This window comes from Streptomyces sp. SAI-135 (assembly GCF_029893805.1).
Classification (GTDB): domain Bacteria; phylum Actinomycetota; class Actinomycetes; order Streptomycetales; family Streptomycetaceae; genus Streptomyces.
Window position 1 is genome coordinate 4,913,383 of the sequence record NZ_JARXYP010000002.1, and the last position, 19,330, is coordinate 4,932,712.

General features: G+C 71.2%; 22 protein-coding genes and 1 pseudogene. 14 read left to right on the plus strand and 9 right to left on the minus strand.

Features of this window, described 5'->3' with window-relative positions:
- The first annotated feature begins 17 nt into the window (after positions 1–17).
- The 8 genes from M2163_RS26730 to M2163_RS26765 all read left to right on the plus strand — a co-directional run bounded on the left by M2163_RS26730 (position 18) and on the right by M2163_RS26765 (position 6,404).
- On the plus strand, positions 18–341 hold the full coding sequence (locus M2163_RS26730; RefSeq protein ID WP_280850328.1) for a hypothetical protein: 324 nt from the start codon (positions 18–20) through the stop codon (positions 339–341).
- A 3-nt stretch (positions 342–344) separates the two neighbouring features.
- Complete coding sequence (locus tag M2163_RS26735) at positions 345–1,631, plus strand: putative T7SS-secreted protein (RefSeq protein WP_280850327.1); 1,287 nt, start codon at positions 345–347, stop codon at positions 1,629–1,631.
- On the plus strand, positions 1,628–2,308 hold the full coding sequence (locus M2163_RS26740; protein ID WP_280895236.1) for a hypothetical protein: 681 nt from the start codon (positions 1,628–1,630) through the stop codon (positions 2,306–2,308). Before M2163_RS26735 ends, M2163_RS26740 begins: the two co-directional genes overlap by 4 nt.
- Positions 2,305–2,928 (plus strand): hypothetical protein, encoded by a 624-nt coding sequence (locus M2163_RS26745; protein ID WP_280850325.1) that lies wholly within the window; start codon positions 2,305–2,307, stop codon positions 2,926–2,928. The genes M2163_RS26740 and M2163_RS26745 overlap by 4 nt, the downstream gene beginning before the upstream one ends.
- A 193-nt stretch (positions 2,929–3,121) precedes the next feature.
- Positions 3,122–3,634 (plus strand): toxin-antitoxin system HicB family antitoxin, encoded by a 513-nt coding sequence (locus M2163_RS26750; protein WP_280895237.1) that lies wholly within the window; start codon positions 3,122–3,124, stop codon positions 3,632–3,634.
- 91 nt (positions 3,635–3,725) lie between these two features.
- Positions 3,726–4,568, plus strand: coding sequence for a DUF4097 family beta strand repeat-containing protein (locus M2163_RS26755; protein ID WP_280850323.1), 843 nt, complete (start codon positions 3,726–3,728; stop codon positions 4,566–4,568).
- 58 nt (positions 4,569–4,626) lie between these two features.
- Positions 4,627–5,616 carry an ATP-binding cassette domain-containing protein gene (locus tag M2163_RS26760; RefSeq protein ID WP_280895239.1) on the plus strand — a complete coding sequence of 330 codons (990 nt, stop codon included), beginning with the start codon at positions 4,627–4,629 and terminating at the stop codon, positions 5,614–5,616.
- A complete protein-coding gene (locus tag M2163_RS26765; RefSeq protein ID WP_280895240.1) occupies positions 5,613–6,404 on the plus strand; it encodes an ABC transporter permease in 792 nt (263 codons plus the stop codon). The genes M2163_RS26760 and M2163_RS26765 overlap by 4 nt, the downstream gene beginning before the upstream one ends.
- An 8-nt stretch (positions 6,405–6,412) precedes the next feature.
- On the opposite strand, the gene M2163_RS26770 is transcribed toward M2163_RS26765, so the two are convergent.
- Together M2163_RS26770 and M2163_RS26775 are read right to left on the minus strand one after the other, a co-directional pair.
- The gene (locus M2163_RS26770; protein ID WP_280850320.1) at positions 6,413–6,700 is read right to left on the minus strand and encodes an SHOCT domain-containing protein; all 288 of its coding nucleotides are present in this window, start codon (positions 6,698–6,700) and stop codon (positions 6,413–6,415) included.
- Positions 6,701–6,719: 19 nt separating this feature from the next.
- Positions 6,720–7,163, minus strand: coding sequence for a DUF6325 family protein (locus M2163_RS26775; RefSeq protein WP_280850319.1), 444 nt, complete (start codon positions 7,161–7,163; stop codon positions 6,720–6,722).
- A 194-nt stretch (positions 7,164–7,357) separates the two neighbouring features.
- Here M2163_RS26775 and M2163_RS26780 point away from each other — a divergent pair, with 194 nt between their 5' ends.
- Together M2163_RS26780 and M2163_RS26785 are read left to right on the plus strand one after the other, a co-directional pair.
- Positions 7,358–8,701: a hypothetical protein gene (locus tag M2163_RS26780; protein WP_280895241.1), complete on the plus strand. Its 1,344-nt coding sequence runs from the start codon at positions 7,358–7,360 to the stop codon at positions 8,699–8,701.
- Positions 8,702–8,939: 238 nt separating this feature from the next.
- Complete coding sequence (locus M2163_RS26785) at positions 8,940–10,358, plus strand: DUF2252 domain-containing protein (RefSeq protein WP_280895242.1); 1,419 nt, start codon at positions 8,940–8,942, stop codon at positions 10,356–10,358.
- A 16-nt stretch (positions 10,359–10,374) separates the two neighbouring features.
- Here M2163_RS26785 and M2163_RS26790 read toward each other — a convergent pair whose 3' ends face one another.
- Positions 10,375–10,737, minus strand: coding sequence for a carboxymuconolactone decarboxylase family protein (locus M2163_RS26790; protein ID WP_280850316.1), 363 nt, complete (start codon positions 10,735–10,737; stop codon positions 10,375–10,377).
- Between the two features lie 211 nt (positions 10,738–10,948).
- Here M2163_RS26790 and M2163_RS26795 point away from each other — a divergent pair, with 211 nt between their 5' ends.
- Complete coding sequence (locus M2163_RS26795; RefSeq protein WP_280895243.1) at positions 10,949–12,250, plus strand: chloride channel protein; 1,302 nt, start codon at positions 10,949–10,951, stop codon at positions 12,248–12,250.
- Positions 12,251–12,305: 55 nt separating this feature from the next.
- Here M2163_RS26795 and M2163_RS26800 read toward each other — a convergent pair whose 3' ends face one another.
- Positions 12,306–13,250 (minus strand): YhjD/YihY/BrkB family envelope integrity protein, encoded by a 945-nt coding sequence (locus M2163_RS26800; protein ID WP_280895244.1) that lies wholly within the window; start codon positions 13,248–13,250, stop codon positions 12,306–12,308.
- A 242-nt stretch (positions 13,251–13,492) separates the two neighbouring features.
- Between M2163_RS26800 and M2163_RS26805 the strand changes: the two genes are divergently transcribed.
- A complete protein-coding gene (locus M2163_RS26805; protein ID WP_280895245.1) occupies positions 13,493–14,173 on the plus strand; it encodes a GAP family protein in 681 nt (226 codons plus the stop codon).
- A gap of 104 nt (positions 14,174–14,277) precedes the next feature.
- On the opposite strand, the gene M2163_RS26810 is transcribed toward M2163_RS26805, so the two are convergent.
- Together M2163_RS26810 and M2163_RS26815 are read right to left on the minus strand one after the other, a co-directional pair.
- Complete coding sequence (locus M2163_RS26810; RefSeq protein WP_280850312.1) at positions 14,278–14,844, minus strand: TetR/AcrR family transcriptional regulator; 567 nt, start codon at positions 14,842–14,844, stop codon at positions 14,278–14,280.
- A 79-nt stretch (positions 14,845–14,923) separates the two neighbouring features.
- Positions 14,924–15,097, minus strand: a pseudogene (locus M2163_RS26815) (3'(2'),5'-bisphosphate nucleotidase CysQ); the annotation flags it as partial.
- Between the two features lie 99 nt (positions 15,098–15,196).
- Here M2163_RS26815 and M2163_RS26820 point away from each other — a divergent pair.
- Together M2163_RS26820 and M2163_RS26825 are read left to right on the plus strand one after the other, a co-directional pair.
- Positions 15,197–15,898 carry an SDR family oxidoreductase gene (locus tag M2163_RS26820; protein ID WP_280895246.1) on the plus strand — a complete coding sequence of 234 codons (702 nt, stop codon included), beginning with the start codon at positions 15,197–15,199 and terminating at the stop codon, positions 15,896–15,898.
- A gap of 23 nt (positions 15,899–15,921) precedes the next feature.
- Positions 15,922–16,800 carry an alpha/beta hydrolase gene (locus tag M2163_RS26825; RefSeq protein ID WP_280895247.1) on the plus strand — a complete coding sequence of 293 codons (879 nt, stop codon included), beginning with the start codon at positions 15,922–15,924 and terminating at the stop codon, positions 16,798–16,800.
- A 47-nt stretch (positions 16,801–16,847) separates the two neighbouring features.
- Here M2163_RS26825 and M2163_RS26830 read toward each other — a convergent pair whose 3' ends face one another.
- The 3 genes from M2163_RS26830 to M2163_RS26840 form a co-directional block, all read right to left on the minus strand.
- Complete coding sequence (locus M2163_RS26830; RefSeq protein WP_280895248.1) at positions 16,848–17,504, minus strand: DUF1326 domain-containing protein; 657 nt, start codon at positions 17,502–17,504, stop codon at positions 16,848–16,850.
- Between the two features lie 168 nt (positions 17,505–17,672).
- On the minus strand, positions 17,673–18,509 hold the full coding sequence (locus tag M2163_RS26835) for a DUF2182 domain-containing protein (RefSeq protein ID WP_280850308.1): 837 nt from the start codon (positions 18,507–18,509) through the stop codon (positions 17,673–17,675).
- 313 nt (positions 18,510–18,822) lie between these two features.
- Positions 18,823–19,233, minus strand: coding sequence for a hypothetical protein (locus M2163_RS26840; protein WP_280850307.1), 411 nt, complete (start codon positions 19,231–19,233; stop codon positions 18,823–18,825).
- Positions 19,234–19,330: the final 97 nt, after the last annotated feature.

Genomic DNA, 19,330 nt, shown 5'->3' on the forward strand with positions numbered 1-19,330 from the left:
ACGAAGGGGGACGCCTCATGGCGGATGAATTCAAGGTGGACCTGAGCCAATTGAACTCTTTTGGCCGGGTGTTGAAGCAGTCGGTCACCGACCTTGAGGAGGCGCGCAAAGCGCTCTCCGCCGTGAGCGCCGACCAGATCGGAACCCCGAGGCTGGACGAGGCGTGCGAGACCTTCCAGAACAGATGGAAGTACGGGACCGGCCGGCTGAAGGACATGATCGAAGCGGTTGACGAAGGCGTGGAAAAGACCGCGCTGAGCTACAAGCAGTTCGAGGACAACCTCGCGCAGGCCCTCAAGAAGATGGAAGAGACCAACGCCGCGAACACCGGGGGGAAGTGACCGGTGGCCGACAACCCGTACCCGAGCCTCGGCTGGAACCCGGTACCCGGGGTACCCGAGCAGGTCACCTCCCTCTACGGCAAGGTGAAGGCCGCGGCCGACACGCTCAACAACTGCCACCGTCAGATCGAGTACCTGCTCGGGGCGAGCTCCAGCTGGCAGGGCGACGCGGCGAGCGCCTTCCGGGACACCCTGGACGGCGACCTCAAGACCGCCATGATGAACGCCGGGAATTCGCTCGACAAAGCCGCCGCGGCGCTCGGCAAATGGCAGGGCGAACTGACCTCGCACCGCGACCTGGCCAAGAAGTACGACGATGCCGCGCGCGAGAACAAGGCCGACGCCGACAAGGCCCGTACCCGATACGACCAGGCCAAGGAGAACCCGGACCTCAAACTCGCCGGCAAGGAATATCCCAGCCAGGCCGAGGCGGATGCCGCCACGGAGCGTCTCCGTGCGGCCGAACGCGAACTGAACGAGGCCACCACTCACCTCAACAACGCCAACGCCGCCTACAACGACGTCATCGCGAAGGCGAAGGAGTTGGAGGGCACCCACACCGACGCGGCCGAGACCGTCGCACGCAGCCTCGACGAGGCCGACGACAAGCTCGCCCCCAAGGAGCCGGGGTGGTTCGACAAGGCCCTCAGCGCCATCGGCGAGGGCCTCAAGGCGGTCGGCGAGTTCCTCGTGGAGCACGCCGGAACCATCGGCGCGATCGCGGGCCTGCTGGCCCTGCTCCCGACGCCGCTGGCGCCGGTCTTCGCGGGGATCGCGGTCGTGGCGAGCGGGGTGTCGATGGCGAAGAACCTCGCGAGCGAGGACTTCAGGGATGCGCTGACGGGCAAGTACGGTTTCAAGGAAGGCGCGTTCGCCATGGCCTCGCTGGTCGGTGACGGCCTTGGCATGGTCCCCGGCGTCGGCGCCCTCGCCAAGGCAGGCAGCGAGGCTGCTCTCGCGGCGGCGGTCGCCCGGGAGGGGGGCGAGGCCCTGTCGCTGGGCTCGAAGCTGGGCACGTTCGGCAAGGAGATCGTGCCCGCCTTCAGCTACAAGGCTCTCGATGTGGCGACCTCCCCTGCCACCGGAGCGCTCCAGTACGGCATCAATGGCGTCAACGTGGCGGCGAACATGGCGTCGTCCTTGGAAAGCCTGGATGTGTTTCCGAAGAACGGTCCCGGACACGACGCGTCCGAGGTCACCAAGGGTCTGGCTGCCTCCACCGGTCTGAAGGGCGGAGCGAGTGACCTGCTCCTCGGCTTCAGCGAATTGATGAGCGGAGTCCGCCTGTGAAGGAGTTCCTTGACACGGTGGCGGCCGAGCCGAAGCCGGACTTCTGGTACGGGCTGCCCCATGGATACCTCCAGCTGGACCTCCAGCCGTCACCCGAGGGAATTCAGGAGGTGGCCCGGCAGATCAGGACCCTTCCCGACGACGTTCGGGACCGCGCCGACCAGGTGTTCCGGCTGTACGCCTTCGTCCTGACGATGCTGCGGAGCCAGGACGTCATGGGGTGTGCGCTCGGCATGCACCCGGACGAGCACGGCGGAGCGACGCTGTCCGTCCTGACGGTCTCCACCGTCCCCACCTCGGGAGCCAACCCCGATGCGGTGCTCCTCCAGATGATGGGCACCGGCGCGGACAACGGCATTGTGCCCGTGGAGTTGCCCGTGGGCACCGGATACCTGCTGGAGACGGAGCGGACCACGGTCGCGCCCACCGCTCCCCCCGAGGGACAGGAGGGACCCGGGCAGGGGACCGTCTGGCAGGGCACCGTGGCGATTCCGGTGCCTCGCACCTCGTCGATCATCACCGTGCAGTTGGTCACCGCGTCGGTGGAGCTCGCTGACGACTACCGCGGGGTGCTGCTCGGCATCGCGCGCACGGTGACGTTCGACGACCCGGCGGCCCCGGAACCCGACCCGGTGGGCGACGTGCCCGGCCCGTACGGAAGGAGCCCGTTCGGATGACAGTGCCAGAGCGATGGAAAGACGGTCTGGAGTCGAACACTCCGCCCGCGCCGTACCCGACCGACGGATCGGACTACCGCGGTGCGGTGCGATACCACTACCGCGTGGCACTGAAGAAGTTCCTCAAGTTCTTCCCGGTGTTCGTTGTGCTGTGGGTCCAGCTGTACGTATTCCAGCTCGACTATCTGCTGCCGCTGGGCATCGTCGGCATGCTCGGCGCCGTATGGACACTGATCCTCCTCGGCGGTCGCGTGATCGACGTGTCGAAGTGCCGACGGGTGTTGCGGACCTATCCGCTCGAATTCCGCACCCCTGTCGAGAAGATCGGCATGGAGTCGACCCACACGCTCTACCTGCGCCTCGGAGATCAGAAGGGAACCCCCTTCACCCTCCGGGCGAAGGACGCGGCGTGGCGTGGCCGCTGGCCTGTCGGCATCACCGACGGCGTCTGGTTCGCCGGCGACGAACCCTTCGGCGGCGCGATGATCGTGCCGGGCGGCGGTGAACTCCTCTTCCTCCAGCCCCGGGACTGGAGGGCCCAGGAGGAGGACCGGACCAACGCCGGACCGGAGCGCAGGGAGAAGGCGAAGCGGGCGGGCATCCACCGCCCGCGCAGGTAGTCCACAGGCCCCTGACGGTTCGTTGAAGCGATCGTCTGGCACCGCATGGCACCGGTTGGCGCCGCATGGCACCCGATGGTGCCGCGCGGTGCCAATTTCGTTTCCGCAGGTGAGAGGGTGTCTGTGTCCCCTCCGTCTTGTCTGGCACTCCTATGGCTTGCGGTTGGTGCCAAAGTGGTGCCATGATGGCGACATGGACCTCACCCCGTATGTCGACAACCTCCGCCGCGAACTAGCGGTGGCTGCCGAAGCCGGAGGCGACGAAGCCCGTGAGCTGGCCGAGCGGCTGACCGCTCCCCTGGAGTCGGCGACCCGGCTGGTCATGCTCAACGTGCTCTCCGCCGCGATGGACGAGATCACCCGTGAACTCGCCCCCGGCTCGGTCGACGTGCGGCTGCGCGGACTCGACCCCGACTTCGTGGTGACGCTGCCCCCCGTCGAGGGCGGCGCCCCCGCGGCACCGACCGCACCCCTCGAACCGCCCAGGGCCCCGGCCGACGGCGACGAGGGCGGCACCGCGCGCATCAACCTGCGGCTGCCGGCCCACCTCAAGACGCGCGCCGAGGAGGCGGCGGCCCGCGACGGGCTGTCGGTCAACGCGTGGCTGGTGCGCGCGGTGTCCGCCGCGGTCGACGGCGGACCCCGGCCGCGTCCGCAGGGCAGGGCCCAGAACGTCGGACAGAGCTTCACGGGCTGGGTGCGCTAGCCGCGCCCGCCGCCCGCATCCCGGAGAAATCCAGCGCACACCACGTCCCACCAGCGGGGACGCCCCAAGGACTCAAGAGGACGGGACAGCCATGCCTTCTTTCGACACCCCCGAACCGATCGCGGTCAACGCCCATGTGGCCGCAGGTTCCCTCCGGCTCGCCGCCGGGGACCGCCTCGACACCGTCGTCGAGGTACGGCCGCGCGACCCGGAGCGGGACAAGGACGTACGGGCCGCCGAGCAGACCGAGGTCACCTACGCGAGCGGCGTCCTGACCGTGAGGACGAAGGAGCGGCGCATGCTCGGGCCCTCCGGCGTCGCCGACGTGACCGTCGAACTGCCCGCGGGGTCGCGGGTCGAGGTGACCGGCGCCTGGGCGCAGGTGCTCGCCGAGGGCAGGCTCGGCGCGGTCCGGGTGAAGACCTCGGTGGGTGACGTCCGCCTAGACACCACCGGGCCGGTCGAGCTCACCGCCTCCCACGGCTCGATCGTCGTCGACCGGATCGAGGGCAGGGCCGAGATCACCACCAGCTCCGGCAATCTGCGCGTGGGCACCGTCGAGGGCCCCGCCGTCCTGAAGAACTCGAACGGCAACACGCACGTCGGTGCCGTCTCCGGCGAGCTGCGCGTGAGCGGCGCCAACGGTGCCATCGACATCGCGTGTGCCGAGGCGTCGGTCACCGGAACCTCCACCAACGGCGTCCTCCGGGTGGCCGAAGTCGTCCGCGGGGACGTCCAGTTGGAGACCTCGAACGGCTCCATCGAGATCGGCGTCCGCGAGGGCACCGCCGCCTGGCTCGACGTCAGCTCCCACCGCGGCCTGGTCCGCAACACGCTCACCGCGTCCGAGGCCCCGGAGGAGTCCGAGGACGCGGTCAAGGTCCGCGCCCGCACCAACTGGGGCAACATCGACGTCTTCCGTGCCAGGGCCTGAGCAGCGCGCTCTCCCTCAGTCCGGTTCCCACCCACTTCACCCGCGAACGGGATTGCTCATGCCTTCTTCTGTCATGTCCACGTCTACACAGCACGTGAGCGGTTCCCCGGTGGCCGTCTCCACCGACGGCCTGCGCAAGTCGTACGGCGACAAGGTCGTCCTCGACGGCATCGACCTGCGCATCCCCACCGGCTCGGTCTTCGCGCTGCTCGGGCCGAACGGGGCCGGCAAGACCACCGCCGTGAAGATCCTCTCCACGCTCGTGTCCGCAGACGGCGGGCAGGCCCAGGTGGGCGGGCACGACCTGGCCGCCGATCCGCAGGGTGTGCGTGCCTCGATCGGTGTCACCGGGCAGTTCTCGGCGGTGGACGGGCTGATCACCGGGGAGGAGAACATGCTGCTCATGGCGGACCTGCACCACCTCTCCAAGGCGGAGGGCCGCAGGGTCACCGCGGAGCTGCTGGAGCGCTTCGACCTGACCGGGGCGGCGAAGAAGCCCGCCTCCACCTACTCCGGCGGCATGAAGCGCCGCCTCGACATCGCCATGACGCTGGTCGGCGACCCGCGGATCATCTTCCTCGACGAGCCCACCACCGGCCTCGACCCCCGCTCCCGGCACACCATGTGGCAGATCATCAGGGAGCTGGTCGCCGACGGTGTCACGGTCTTCCTCACCACCCAGTACCTGGAGGAGGCCGACCAGCTCGCGGATCGCATCGCCGTCCTGCACGACGGACGGATCGCCGCCGAGGGCAGCGCCGAGGAGCTCAAGCGGCTCGTCCCCGGCGGACACGTCCGGCTGCGCTTCACCGACCCGGCCGCCTACCGCGGTGCCGCCTCCGCCCTGCGTGAGGCCGCACGGGACGACGAGACGTTCACCCTCCAGATCCCCAGCGACGGCAGCCAGCGCGAGCTGCGCTCGATCCTCGACTGGCTGGACGCCGCCGGCGTCGAGGCCGACGAGCTGACCGTGCACACACCCGACCTCGACGACGTGTTCTTCGCCCTGACCGGCGGCACCGACCAGACCAAGGAGACCGTCCGATGAGCACCCTCTCCCTCGCCGTGCGCGACTCGTCCACGATGCTGCGCCGCAACCTCCTGCACGCCCGGCGCTATCCCTCGCTCACCCTGAACCTGCTGCTCACGCCGGTCATGCTGTTGCTGCTCTTCGTCTACATCTTCGGCGACACCATGAGCGCGGGTCTCGGGGACGGCGGTGGCGGCCGCTCCGAGTACCTCGCCTACCTCGTCCCGGGCATCCTGATGCTGACCATCGGCGGCACCACGATCGGCACGGCGGTGTCCGTCTCCATGGACATGACTGAGGGCATCATCGCCCGCTTCCGGACGATGGCGATCCACCGCGGTTCGGTGCTCGTCGGGCACGTCGTCGGCAGCGTGCTCCAGTGCGTGGCGAGCGTGGTCCTCGTCGGGGCCGTCGCCGTGGCGATCGGGTTCCGCTCCACCGGCGCCGGCGCTCTGGAATGGGTCCTGGCGCTCGGGCTGCTGTCCCTCGTCGCGCTGGCCCTCACCTGGATCGCGGTCGGCATGGGCCTGTCCAGCCCGAACCCGGAGGCGGCCAGCAACAACGCCATGCCGCTGATGATCCTGCCCCTGCTCTCCAGCGCCTTCGTGCCGGTGGACGCCATGCCGGGCTGGTTCCAGCCGGTCGCCGAGTACCAGCCCTTCACCCCGGCCATCGAGACCCTGCGCGGACTGCTCCTCGGCACCGAGATCGGCAACAACGGCTGGATCGCCGTCGCCTGGTGCCTCGGGCTCGCGGTGCTCGGTTACCTCTGGTCCAGGTCGCTGTTCGACCGCGAGCCGAAGTAGCGGCCGGCTCACGCCGCCAGGAGCCTGCGCTTCTGCTCCTCGAACTCGGCCTCGGTGAGCACCCCCTGGGCCTTCAGCTCGCCGAGCTGCTTGAGCTGCTCGATCTTGCTGGTCATGTCGGGTGCGGGCGGAGCCGTGGGCGGTTCGGCGTAGGAGGCCGACGGGGGCGGGGGCGCCTGGTATTCCTGCTGGGCCGCCCACCGCCCCTGCTGCCTGCGGGTCACACGGTTCGATACGGCGGTCGCCGTTCCGGCTACGACTGCGGTGCGCGCGACCCCGCGGAGGAGACCTGGCATGACTGTTCCCTCTCTGCGTTCAGTGAGCGGCCTCGGCCGCGTCGAGGGCGGCGACGACCGCGGGCACCGGGATCCGCCCGGAGGCGACCATCCGGGCCCCGCCCCGGCGCAGGGCGGCGGCGAAGGGCGCGGCCCACCGGTTCTCGTAGAGCAGGATGCCGGCCGAGCAGCCGGGCTCCAGCGCCTTGGCGGCCTCATCGATGTCGTCCTGGCCGAGGAGCCCCGACGAGGCTCCCTCGAAGACGGCGAGGTCGAGTTCGCCGTCACCGGTGAAGTCGGCGATCTCCATGCCGGTCACCGAACCGTCCTCGTCCTTCCTGACGAACATCAGGTCCAGGATCCGGATGAGTCCGCGGTCCACGAGATCGACGAGGATGGGGAAGCCCTCGCCCGTCATCCGGTTGCCGGGGAACTCGACGACCAGGTAGTCGATCGGACCCACGTCTTCGAATTCGTCGCTCACGGCGTCACCTCTGGGTGCTCGTGGCTGTCGTCCCCCTGGTGGCTGTACGCCCCGCGGCTCCCCTGACGACTCGCCCCCCGGAGCTCCCGAACCCATTGCATCACCGGAGTGAGGCCCTCGCACCTCGGTGCGCCGTTCACCCGCCCGGTTCTCCCGGGTCGCGCGCTCCGCGACGGGCAACTGTGCTGGTCACCATGAGCTCTGGCGGTGACGAACAGCTCTCGGTCGACGAGCGCGGTGAACTGGCCGAACTGCGGCAGCGGGTCCACGCCCTGGAGAGCGCGGGGCCGCCCCGCGCCGCGCGGCACCACCCATTGCGCTCGCTCGGCTCGGTCCTGCTGATCCTCCTCGCCGCACTGCTGGCGATGCTGTCGGTCGTCGCGGTGTGGGCGAACAGCATCGTGCAGGACACGGACCGCTACGTCGACACCGTCGGCCCGCTGGCGAGCGACCCGGATGTGCAGAAGGCGGCCACCAACCGGATCACCGCCGCCGTACTGGCCCAGGTCGACGTGGACGCGCTGGTCCAGCAGCTCACGGACGCGGCCTCGGCGAAGGGCGTGCCACCCCAGGCGGCCAAGCTGATCGGCAACCTGGACGGCCCCATCGAGAGCGGACTGAAGCAGCTGGTCAGCGGCACGGTGGAGAGGGTCGTCACCAGCAGCGCCTTCGAGAAGGTCTGGGTGAACGGCAACCGCAGGGCGCACTCGGCGCTGGACAAGGCCCTGACCGGCCAGGCCGACGGCACGGTCAAGGTGGAGAACAACCAGGTCGTCGTGGACCTCGGCCCGATTGTCGCCCAGGTCAAGGACCAGCTCGTCGCCGCGGGCTTCGCGCCGGCCGCGAAGATCCCGGACGTCCACACGAACTTCGTGGTGTTCGCGTCGGAGGACGTCGGCAAGATCAGATCGTATGTGCGGGTGCTGGAGATCCTCGGCGGCTGGCTGCCCCTCATCGCGCTGCTGGTCGCGGCCGCGGGTGTCTACGTGGCCTTCAACCGCCGGCACGCGCTGATCGGGGCCGCCCTGGCGGTGTTCGCCGCGATGCTGGTCCTGGGCATCGGTCTCACCGTATTCCGCGACGTCTACCTCAACCATCTGCCGTCCGGCGTCTCCGAGGCCGCCGCCGGATCCGTGTACGACGCCCTGGTCAGGTTCCTGCGGGCCGGGATCCGTGCCCTCGCCGCGGTCGCCCTGTTCACCGCCGCCGGAGCCTTCCTCGCCGGCCCGTCCCGGATCGCCGTCGTGACGCGCACGGGCTGTCGCAGGAGCATCGGCGCGCTGCGCGACGTGACGACCTCGGCGGGCCTTCGGCTCGGGCCGGTCGGGCGGTTCGTCCACCGCTTCAAGCGCTGGATCGGGGTGCTCATCCTGGTGGTCGCGGCGATCGTCCTGTTCACCTGGACCTACCCCACCACCGCGGTCGTGGTGTGGACGGCCGTGATCACCCTGGTGGCCTTCGCGATCCGCGAGTTCCTCGACCACGACGCGCCCGCCCCGTCCTCCGGCGCGGACGCCGGGGCCGCAGCCGCGCACTGACTCGGCTCGCCGGGTGTCTCCCGCGGGGCTACGTTGAATGCGGAAGCCCGTGAGCCGGCCGTCCCGCAGGCGCAGAACCGCGGCCACGGCGAGGACGGAGCGCGCTCCGAGATCACCGTCCGCCCGCACGGGCCGCGGCACCGGCCGCGACCCGCAGGCAACTCGGAGCGGGCATTCCCCGGCTGACGGCCCGTCTCCCCGTGTGCGCGGAGGCGGCCACCCCCCGGGAGTCGCTGCCATGACCGAGAACCATCTGGACGGCCGCGAGCTGCGGCACCGCACCCCGCGGGAGCGGGCCGCGCTGGGCAAGGCCGCGCGGGCCGCCGTCCCGCGCTCCAGCCACGCCGAGTTCACGCCCGGACCGAAACGGCCGGACCCCCTGGAGATCATCGAGAAGCAGTCGGCGGCACGGCTGCCCGAGCTCGTACCGGTCCGCTACGGGAGGATGTCCGAGTCCCCCTTCCGCTTCTACCGGGGAGCGGCCGCCATCATGGCGTCGGATCTCGCGGAGACGCCGAGGACGGGATTCAGGACCCAGCTGTGCGGCGACGCCCACATGTTGAACTTCCGGCTGCTGGCCTCACCCGAGCGCCGCCTCATGTTCGACATCAACGACTTCGACGAGACGCTCCCCGGCCCCTGGGAGTGGGACGTCAAACGCCTGGCCGCCAGCCTCGTCATCGCCGGCCGCGCGAACGGCTTCAGCACCAAGGAGCGGGCCGCGATCGTACGGGCCACCGTGCGCTCCTACCGGGAGAACATGCGCGCCTTCGCCGGATTCGGCAACCTGGCCGTCTGGTACGCCCAGTTCGACGAGAAGTGGGTCGAGGAGCGGTTCGGTGCGGACCTCTCCGCGCGTGGCCGCGACCGCTGGACACGGGCCCTGGCCAAGGCGCGCTCCCACGACACCCTCCAGGTCTTCGGCAAACTCACCGTCGTCATCGACGGCAAGCGCCGCATCGCGCCCGACCCGCCTCTCGTCACCCGCCTCGAGGAACTGCTCCCGGACGACCGGCGCGGCCAGATCGAGCAGCAGATCAGCCGGCTGATCGAGCGCTACGGCAAGACCCTGCAGTCGGACCGGCGGTTCCTGCTGGAGCAGTACCGGGTGGCCGACATGGCGCGCAAGGTCGTCGGGGTCGGCAGCGTCGGCACCCGCTGCTGGATCGTGCTCCTGCTCGGGCGGGACGACGAGGACCCCCTGTTCCTCCAGGCCAAGGAGGCCGACGAGTCGGTGCTGGCGCCGCACGTCGGGGCCACCGCGTACCCGACCCAGGGCGAGCGGGTCGTGTCCGGGCAGCGGCTGATGCAGGCCACCAGCGACATCTTCCTGGGCTGGGAGCGGGTCGAGGGGCTCGACGGCCGGCGCCGGGACTTCTACGTACGGCAGTTGCGGGACTGGAAGTGGGTCGCCGTGGCCGAGGACATGGTGCCCCGGGGCATGCGCACCTTCGGCGCCCTGTGCGGGGTGACGCTGGCCCGCGCCCACGCGAGGTCGGGCGACCGCATCGCCATCGCCGCGTACCTGGGCGGCGGCGACTCCTTCGACCGGGCGCTGGTGACGTTCGCGGAGCGCTACGCCGACCAGAACGAACGCGACCACCAGGCACTGGTCGACGCCGTCGCCGCCGGACGGCTGCGGGCGCAGGCCGGGTGAGAGAGCACCTCCGGGTTCAGCGAACTCCTTCCTCGTCGCCCCCGCCGGGCAGCAGCGACACCCCGAGGACCTCGCCGATACCCCGGGCGGCGGTCACCACGCGGGCGCTGCCGACCACGGGGGCGATGGCCACGAGCGTGCCCTGGATCTTCTCCAGCGGTACGCCGATCTCGTCCGCGGCGCCGAGGTTGAGCAGGTAGGAGGCCGGGGAGGCCCCCGTGGCCACCAGCGCCGCGATCCGGGTCAGCAGGTACGTCTCGGGGTCCAGCCGGGATCGTTCGAACGCGTTGAGCGTCATCTCGACCAGTGCGTCGAACACGGGGCTGTCCGTCGCGCCGGGGGCCCCGGCGCCGTCTGTCCTGATCGTCTTCTCACCCATGACGAGTCCTCTCTCCAGATCCTGACCGGCCGCCCTTCCCCAGGGTTTCCGTGCCGGGGCGGGCGCCTACCGTCCTCTACGGGTATTTTCGTCCCGATATGGGACAGCTGGCCGTGCGAACCCGGGAGGACTCATCACCGGAACGACGTCGGAGAGCGAGCCGGAGGCCGCGGCGCGGAGGCAGCCTCCGGAAGCCGACCTGCTGCGCACCATGCTGGGCCGGCCGGAGTACCGCAGGGCCCTGGTCTTCTGCGGCCTGATCGGTGTTCCGGTGGCGCTGATCGCCTTCTGGTTCCTGGTGGCGGTCCACCAGCTGGAGCAGCTGATCTGGACGGACTGGCCGAGGGACCTCGGCTGGAAACAGGCTCCCTGGTGGTGGGCGCTGCCCCTGCTCGCGCCGGCCGGTCTCGTGGTCGGCGTGGTGGCCGCGCGCTTCCCGGGCCGGGGCGGACACGTGCCCGCGGGCGGCCTGCACTCGGGCGGCATCACGAGAAAGGCCCTGCCGGGCGTGGTGATCGCCGCCCTGGTCGGTCTGCCGCTCGGCGCCGTGCTGGGGCCCGAGGCACCGCTCATCGCGATGGGCGGCGGACTGGCTCTGCTCTTCGCGAGCCTGGCCCGGGCTCCGCAGACCGAGGCGAGCACGGCACTGCTCGGTGCGGCAGGGGCGGCGGCCGCCGTCTCCGCGCTCTTCGGGAATCCCATCGTGGGCGCGGTGCTGCTGATCGAGGTGGCCGGGGTGGGCGGCCCGCAGCTGTTCGCGGTGATGCTGCCGGCTCTGCTGGCCAGCGGGGTGGGGGACCTGATCTTCACCGGTTTCGTCCGCTGGACCGGCTTCGAGACGGGGAGCCTGGACATCGGCCTGCCCGCACCGCCACCGCTCGGCTGGGCGGACGTGCTGTGGGCGCCGGTGCTGGCGCCCGCCCTCGCGTTCTTCGTCCACTGGGCCTTCGTGGGCGGACGCTTCGCGGCGCGCTTCGTGGCCACCCGGACGGTACGCAACACCACCCTCTGCGCCCTGGCCGCGGCGGTCTGCATCACCCTCTACGCCGTCGCCACGGGCCGCTCGCCCGCCGAGGCGGCCCTGTCGGGCGAGTCCGCCCTCTCCGAGCTGGCGCGAAACCCGCACGCCTGGCCGGTGGGCGCCCTGATCGCGGTGCTGGCGTTCAAGGGCCTGGCGTACGCGCTGTGCCTGGGCAGTCTGCGCGGTGGCCCCGTCTTCCCCGCCCTGTTCCTCGGCGGTGCGGCGGGAGCGCTGCTGGCGCCGCTGCCCGGCCTGGGGCTGGTCCCGGCGATGGCGGTCGGGATGGCGGCCTCGGTGACCGCGGCCCTGAGGCTGCCGGTGAGCAGCGTCGTCCTGGTCGTGCTCCTGCTGGGCAACGTGGACACCGTCGCGCTGGTGGTGCTGGCGGCGGTGGTGTCCTTCGTGCTCGTCCAGTGGCTGCCGCAGGGCCCGAACGTCCCGGCGTTCGGCGAGGGACCGGCCGAGCGGACACCCGGTCGGGCGACCCACTGAGCCGACCCCGTCCCCTCCCCACCTCCCGTGCTCCCGTACTCGCGTAAGGGCGGGGTCATCCCGGTGGCGGTGCCTGGGGCGGGTCCGGCGGCACGGGGGCGCCCAGAGCCCGGGCGACCGCGGGTTCACGGGCGATGACCGCGCCGGCGGTGATGCAGAGGGTCGCGACCACACAGAGCGTGATGAGCCAGGACAGCACGGTGAAGACGGCGCCCAGTGAACCGTACTTCGCCAGGCTGTGGTTGAGGGCCCTGGGGACGTACAGCGACGCGGTGGACGTGAGGACGGCCAGGGCCGTTCCGGTCAGCAGGGCTCCCGGCAGCAGGGGCCGCCAGGGCACGCGGGCGACCAGCAGCAGATGCTGCGTCCACCACCAGATGCCGACCTCCGCGATCAGCAGCAGCGGTACGCCGAGCCACAGGCCGAGGCCGAAGCCGTTGCGCAGGGTCCCCTGCACGGCGAACATGGCCAGCCAGGTCGCGAGCCAGGCCACCCAGCGCCAGGCGGCCACCCGCGCGCTCGCCTTGGGCAGGCTCCATGCCCGCTGGCACAGCCGCTGCATGGCGCGGCTGCACGCGGTGGCCGAGACGAGCACCATCAGCCCGCCGACGACGCCCGTGGTCTGCCGCAGCTCGTCGGACGGATCATCGGTGCCCTGGAGGACCTTGTTCAGTTCGGCGTCCGCGCTTCCGGTCAGTCCGAACGCGTCGTGCAGGGACGCGACGAACTGGTCGCGCAGCCACTGCGGGGCGACGGAGGCCACCACGAACAGCAGCGGCACCGCCGTGAGGAAGGTCTGGGCGGCGAGCCGGGTCGCCGAGTCGAACACGTTCACCGTGATCAGATGCGACAGCAGATGGGTGATCACCGGAAACCGGTCCTCGGCCCGGGCCCGCAGCCCCATCAGCCGGGACCGTGTCGAGGCGACCCGCCCCCGCAGCGCTGCCCGGCGTGACGGACGGCCCGGGTGCTGGTCTCCGGTCCCTGTCCCTGACTGCATGCTGCCAGGGTGCCGCCACCGCGACCGCGTGGCCCTGGCAGGCGGGTGCCGCAGAGCCGGATGGGTCAACAAACCGGCACGAAAAGGTGCGGAGGGGACGGTGGCGGGATGGGGTCGCGCGGCCTCCGGTGCGGGCGGGCCCCGTCGCCGTCCGTTTGTGAGGTGCGGATCCGGCGCTGAGACTGGGGCCATGAGCGAGAGTCGCCACACGGCCGGCGGCACGGCGTCGCGCGGGGGCCGCGATGGTGCTTGACCTGGTGCTCATCGGCCTCGCGATCGCCGTGTTCCCCCTGTCGGTGACGGCGTTCGTCCTGGTGCTGTCGACGCGTGGCGGAGTCTGGAAGGGCCTGGTCTTCATCCTCGCCTGGCTCGCCTGCTTCGTGGCCGTCCTGGCCGTCGTCCTGCTCACCACCGGAGGCGAACCGCCGGCTCCCCGCTCCCCGCCCTCCACCGCCGCGTCCGCCGCCAAGCTCGCCATCGGCGTGGGGCTCCTCGGATACGGCTGGCACCGGCACCGGTCCGGGCCCGGGGGTCGCGAGCGGACCGGCTCCCCGGCCGGCCGCCGGCCCAAGTCCCCCGGCGGACTGATGGGGCGACTCGACCGTATCTCCCTGTGGACCGCGGCGGGGCTGGCCCCGCTGCTCCAGCCGTGGGGGCTGGTGGCGGCCGGCGCGGCGACGGTGGTCGACGCCGACCTGTCCCACACGTCCTCCTACCTGGCCCTGTTCGCCTACTGTCTCCTCGCCACGAGCAGTCTGCTGACGATGGAGGTCTACACGACGTTCGCCCCCGACTCGGCCAGAGTGCGTCTGGGCAGGCTGCGCACCTGGATCGAGACCCACCAGGAGCAGGCACTGGTGACCGTGGCCCTGGTGGCGGGCCTGTTCCTCGTGAGCAGAAGCATCGCCCAGCTGACGTCCTGAGCCGTGCGGTCGGGAGCGGTGTCCTTCCGGTGAGCGGCCGCGCGGATACGACGGAGGCGCCGCCGGGGTGTGGTGAGCGGGTTTCCGGCCGGGCCGGCGACAGGTCAGCGCACGCCCGAGGCGTCGAGCAGGGTGCTCACCGTGGGGGTGACGAGCCCCGCGGCTGTGTCGGCCCTGATGCCCGCGCGGGCGCTGATCCCGTCGAAGACCAGGCTGAGCTGACGGGCCAGCAGGTCGGGGTCGCTCGCGCCGCCCTGCTCGGCCTCGGCGCGGAAGAAGGCGGTCAGGCTCGCCTTGACCTGATGGGCGACTCGGCTCGCGGGGTGGTCCGGGTCCTTGAGCTCGATCTGCACGGCGAGATAGCGGCAGCCCTGGAAGTCGGGCGCGTCCGCCTGCGCCTCCACCTGCTGGAAGACGTGCAGGATCCGCTCGCGGGGGGAGCGGTCGTCCGCCGCGGGCAGGAGTGTCGCCGCGTAGGACGCGGCCTGCTCCTCCAGGCTCGCGGCCAGCAGTTCGTCCTTGCTCTCGAACAACTGGTACATCGAGCGCTTCGACACCCCCGCCGCCTTGCACAGCGCGTCGACGCCGATGTTGACGCCGTCCCGGTACGTGAGCGTGGCCACGGCCTCCAGCAGCCGCTCTCGGGAGTTGGACTTCGCCTCGGTGGTCATACGAGGAGGTTAACTCGATTCCACCCCGTTGAAAACTGATCGGTTTTCGCGTGGGCCGTCGCTACGCGCCGGGCACCTCAACAGCCCCGCCCGCGAGCTCGTCCTCCACCACGCGCGCGTCCGGGCGCAGGGCGGTGAGACGGGGGCGCAGGACGCCGAGGGCCGCGTCGTCGTTGGCGGCGAGCGCGCGCATCAGCTCTTCGCGGGTCCGGTGGCGGACCACGTCGCCGAACCGCTCCCGCAGCACCGACCCTCACTTTTCCTCTTAGCCAGCCGACCGGCCTTGCGTACGGAAACCGATCGGTTTACCGTGGTGGAAACCGATCGGTTTTCAATCCCTGTGGAGAGAGTCATGACTGCTTTGAAGGGCGCACACGTCTTCGTCACCGGAGGCAGCCGGGGCATCGGCAAGGCGCTGGTGGAGGAGCTGTACGCACGCGGCGCCGGCAAGGTCTACGCCACCGCCCGTGACCCGCGCACCGTGACACACCCCGACGCGGTCCCGGTCGCGCTGGAGGTCACCGACCCCGCCTCCGTGGCGGCGGCCGCCGCACAGGCACCCGATGTGACCGTGCTGATCAACAACGCCGGTGCCTCGGTCGGCGCGTCCTTCCTCGACTCACCCGTCGACGACGTCCGCCGCGAGTTCGAGACCAACTTCTACGGTCCGCTCCTGGTCACCCGCGCCTTCGCGCCCCTCATCGAGGCCAACGGCGGCGGTCACCTCCTCAACGTGCACTCCGTGCTCTCCTGGATCGCCCTCGCCGGCTCCTACAGCGCCTCCAAGGCCGCCCTGTGGTCACAGACCAACTCCCTGCGCCTGGAACTCCAGCCGCGCGGCATCACCGTGACCGGACTGCACGTCGGTTACGTCGACACCGACCTGACCACAGGCGTCGACGCACCCAAGTCCGACCCCCGCCACGTGGCCGCCCTCGCCCTCGACGGCATCGAGACCGGCGCCCACGAAGTACTCGCCGACGACATCTCCCGCCAGGTCAAGGCAGGCCTCGCCGGCGACCTGGCCGGGCTGTACCCCCAGCTGACGAACTGATCCCCACCCAGGAGTCCGGCGAGATGCCCAGCGACGAACCACGTCCCACGATCCACATCCCGGCAACCACCAGCCACACCATCGCCCCGCGCACGAGAGCCGACGCCCGCGAGGGGACCCTGCGCTACCTCAAGGCGGGCACCGGCGCCCCCTTGGTCCTGCTGCACACCGTGCGCACCCAGGCCGAGCACTTCCACCGGCTCGTCCCGCTGATCGCGGACCACTACACCGTCCACGCCCTGGACCTGCCGGGCATGGGCCACTCCGAGATCGTGCCCGGTGCCTCGTACGACGAACAGGCCCTGCGCGCGGGTGTCGAACGGCTCCTGACCGAACTCGACCTCCACGACGTCACCCTGGTCGGGGAGTCCATGGGCGCGGTACTCGCCCTGACCACCGCCGCCGACCTCCCGGAACGCGTCCGGCGCGTGGTGGCGGTCAACACCTACGACTTCCGCGGCGGAATCGCCCGCTCCAGCCTCCTCGCCCGCCTCGTGGTCGGCGGAGTCCTCCTGCCCGGAGTGGGCCCGGCGATCGCCCGGGTGGAGCCCAGGTCCGCCCTCCGCACGATCCTGCAAGGCGGACTCGGCGACAAGAGCGCGCTGCGCGAGGACTACGTCGACGAACTCCTCCGGGTGGGCGCACGCCCCGGCTACCCCACCGTCGCCCGCGCCGTCTACCAGGCCCTGCCCAGCCTCATCGCGGCCCGCTCCCGCTACCCCGAGGTCAAGGCCCCCGTCCACCTCGTCTACGGCGAGAAGGACTGGTCCCGCCCCTCCGACCGGGAAGCCAACAGGAAACTGCTCCCGGCCGCCGACTTCACCCAGGTCCCCGAGGCCGGCCACTTCATCGCCCTGGAACGCCCGGACGTCCTGGCCGACCTGCTGCACAGGGCGGCATGACGGTCAGGCAGCACCGGACTCGTACGGTCCGCACGAAAGGGGGTCGATCAGTCGGGGCCGCTCCAGTCGAAGGAGAAGTGCTTGCTCGACTTGCCGGAGCGGTCCCAGGTGAAGCCGAACGCGTCCGCGCGGTCGACGGTGGCCCGGCCCCACGTGGCGACCTGGCCCGGCCCGACCTCGGCACCCGGGGCGTTGTGCACCTGCACCCGCCCGCCGTCGGGAGTCGTGGGTCCGGTGAGCGCCTCGGCGACCGCGGTGACCCGGCCGGGGACCTCGGCCCGCCAGCCGCCGAGGTCCTCGTCGATCTCCACATGGATCGGCACGACGTCCATCCCGCGCATCTCGGGGTGGAACATCGCCCCGAACTGCGCCGGCCAGCCGCCCGCCTCACCGCCGAAAATGGCACCGAGCGCACCCCGCTGCTGTTCGTCGGCGCGTTCGTCGAGGAAGACGGCGGCGTACGGGTCGCTGTGCTCGCCGGCCCAGACGTTGCCGGTGAAGGAGGCGACCATCAGGACGTTGAGGCCGTCGAGGCGGACGTCGCCGTAGCTGCCCTCCCGGATGTGCCAGGCCAGGACGCCCTCGCAGTCGCCGTAGGTCGGGGGCTGGGCGAACGTGCACGGGCAGGGGATGGCGCACTTGCACACATCGAACCAGTCGCCGGTCAGATGCCAGCGCGTCGCAGTGGTCGTCTGTTCCGTCATCTCGCTTCCCTCCTGCCGAGCCCCCAGGGGCCCACTCGGAGTGGCGAGACCGCACGTGCCGAGCCCGGTCCCGGGATCGGGGACGGTCTCCCTTCCAGCTTGCACCTCCCGTCCCCGGGGGAGAACCCGGTCACGGGCAAAGGATCAGCACCTGGCCGTGCGCCGGGGTCACATGTCGTCCATCGACGGCAGGGAGTCCCGCAGCCCGGGCAGCAGCCAGTCCTGGAAGGGCGCGAGCACGGCCAGGACGAGGAACGCGACGCCCACGGCACGCGCGAGCACCGGGCCCCGGGACCACAGCTTCTCCACGAAGATCACCACGGCCAGCCCGGCCATCGCCGCCACGTTCATCACGCCCAGGGGGACGAGGACGACCATCAGTCCGGCGCAGCAGCCGACGCAGTACGCGCCGTGGTGGAGGCCCACCCGCAGGTCGCGGGCCGGCCCCCGGAAGCCGGAGTAGTGCACCAGGTGGCCCAGGGGATCCCGGCAGTGCCGTAGGCAGACCGTCTTCAGCGGGCCCAGCTGGTAGAGGCCGGCGAGCAGGAAGGCGACCGAGCCGATCCAGCGCCCGGCCGTCGGGCGGTCGTCCACGAGACCGCCTGTGAAGGCCAGCGCCGCGTAGGCGAGCAGCCCGAACGCCGTCCACACCAGCAGGTATCCGGCGACGAACTCGGCGGTGCGGGCGGTCCGGGCCCAGCCGGACGACTGCCGGCCGATACCCCGGACCCAGGTGATCGCCACCGGTGCCATGGACGGCAGCATCATGGCCGCCATCATCGTCACCCAGAGCAGCAGGAACAGCGGCAGCGCCATCCCCATCGTGCCGGGTTCGACCCCCATGTCCCGGGCCTGGCCGATCGTCAGCACCCAGGCGGGGACGGCGATCACGACCACGAGGAACCAGGCGGCCGCGAGATCCCTCGTGGACAGCAAGGTCCCACCCGTCCCGGTCGGGGCGACCGACCGGCCGAGTGCGGAAACGGAACTCCGGCTGTGACGCATCGGCGTGTTCTCCTGCGGCCCCTTCCAGAAGAGCACCTCCGCGCCCCGCCCGCGACCGGACCCGGGCAGCGCAGGCGCCGGCCCGGCGACCGAGTCCAGGACGACGGTCACTGAGCCGCTCCAGGACGACGGTCACTGAGCCGCTCCAGGACGACGCGTACCTCCGCATCACGAGGCCGAGGTCCTCCGCCACGGCATCCACCTCACGGCCAGGGCGCACGTAAGCACCGTGGCCTGCAGTCGGCTCGATGACGTCGGCCCAGACCGGATCGCCCACGGGTTTCCCTCTACGCCAAGGTGTTCCGCAACGACATCATCGAGGAGACGGGGACCCGTCGAGGGAGAGGGGCTTCCAGGTCCTGCCGGAATCGGTGGACCGGATCAGTCCGCGGTTGCCGTGGCCGCCGCTGCCCTCGGCCGGGTGGCCGCTGCCGAGGAAGGTCTTCGGGCGGATGACGGTGAAGCCCATGTAGTCGGCTCTGTCACCCACCCTTCGTGCGGTGCCGTCGTCGGCCACGGCGATGACGCCTTCGTGAGTGGCGACGTACAGGCGTCCGTCGGCCGGGTCGGCACCCAGGCCGTGGACGTGGCTGACGGCTCGGCCGCCGGAGCTGTCCGCCGAGCCCGTGCCGGACTGCGAGTCGGCTGCGGAGGAGCATGCGGCCAGTACGGCGGCGAGAAGGGCCACCGGTGCGACGGTGGCCGCGCGGGAACGGATCTTCATACCGAGGTCTTTCGGAGGGCGCGAGGAGGACGGGAGGAGAACGGGCGAGCGGGCGAGCGGGCGACGGGATGTGAGGACACACCCCGTCGCCGGTGGA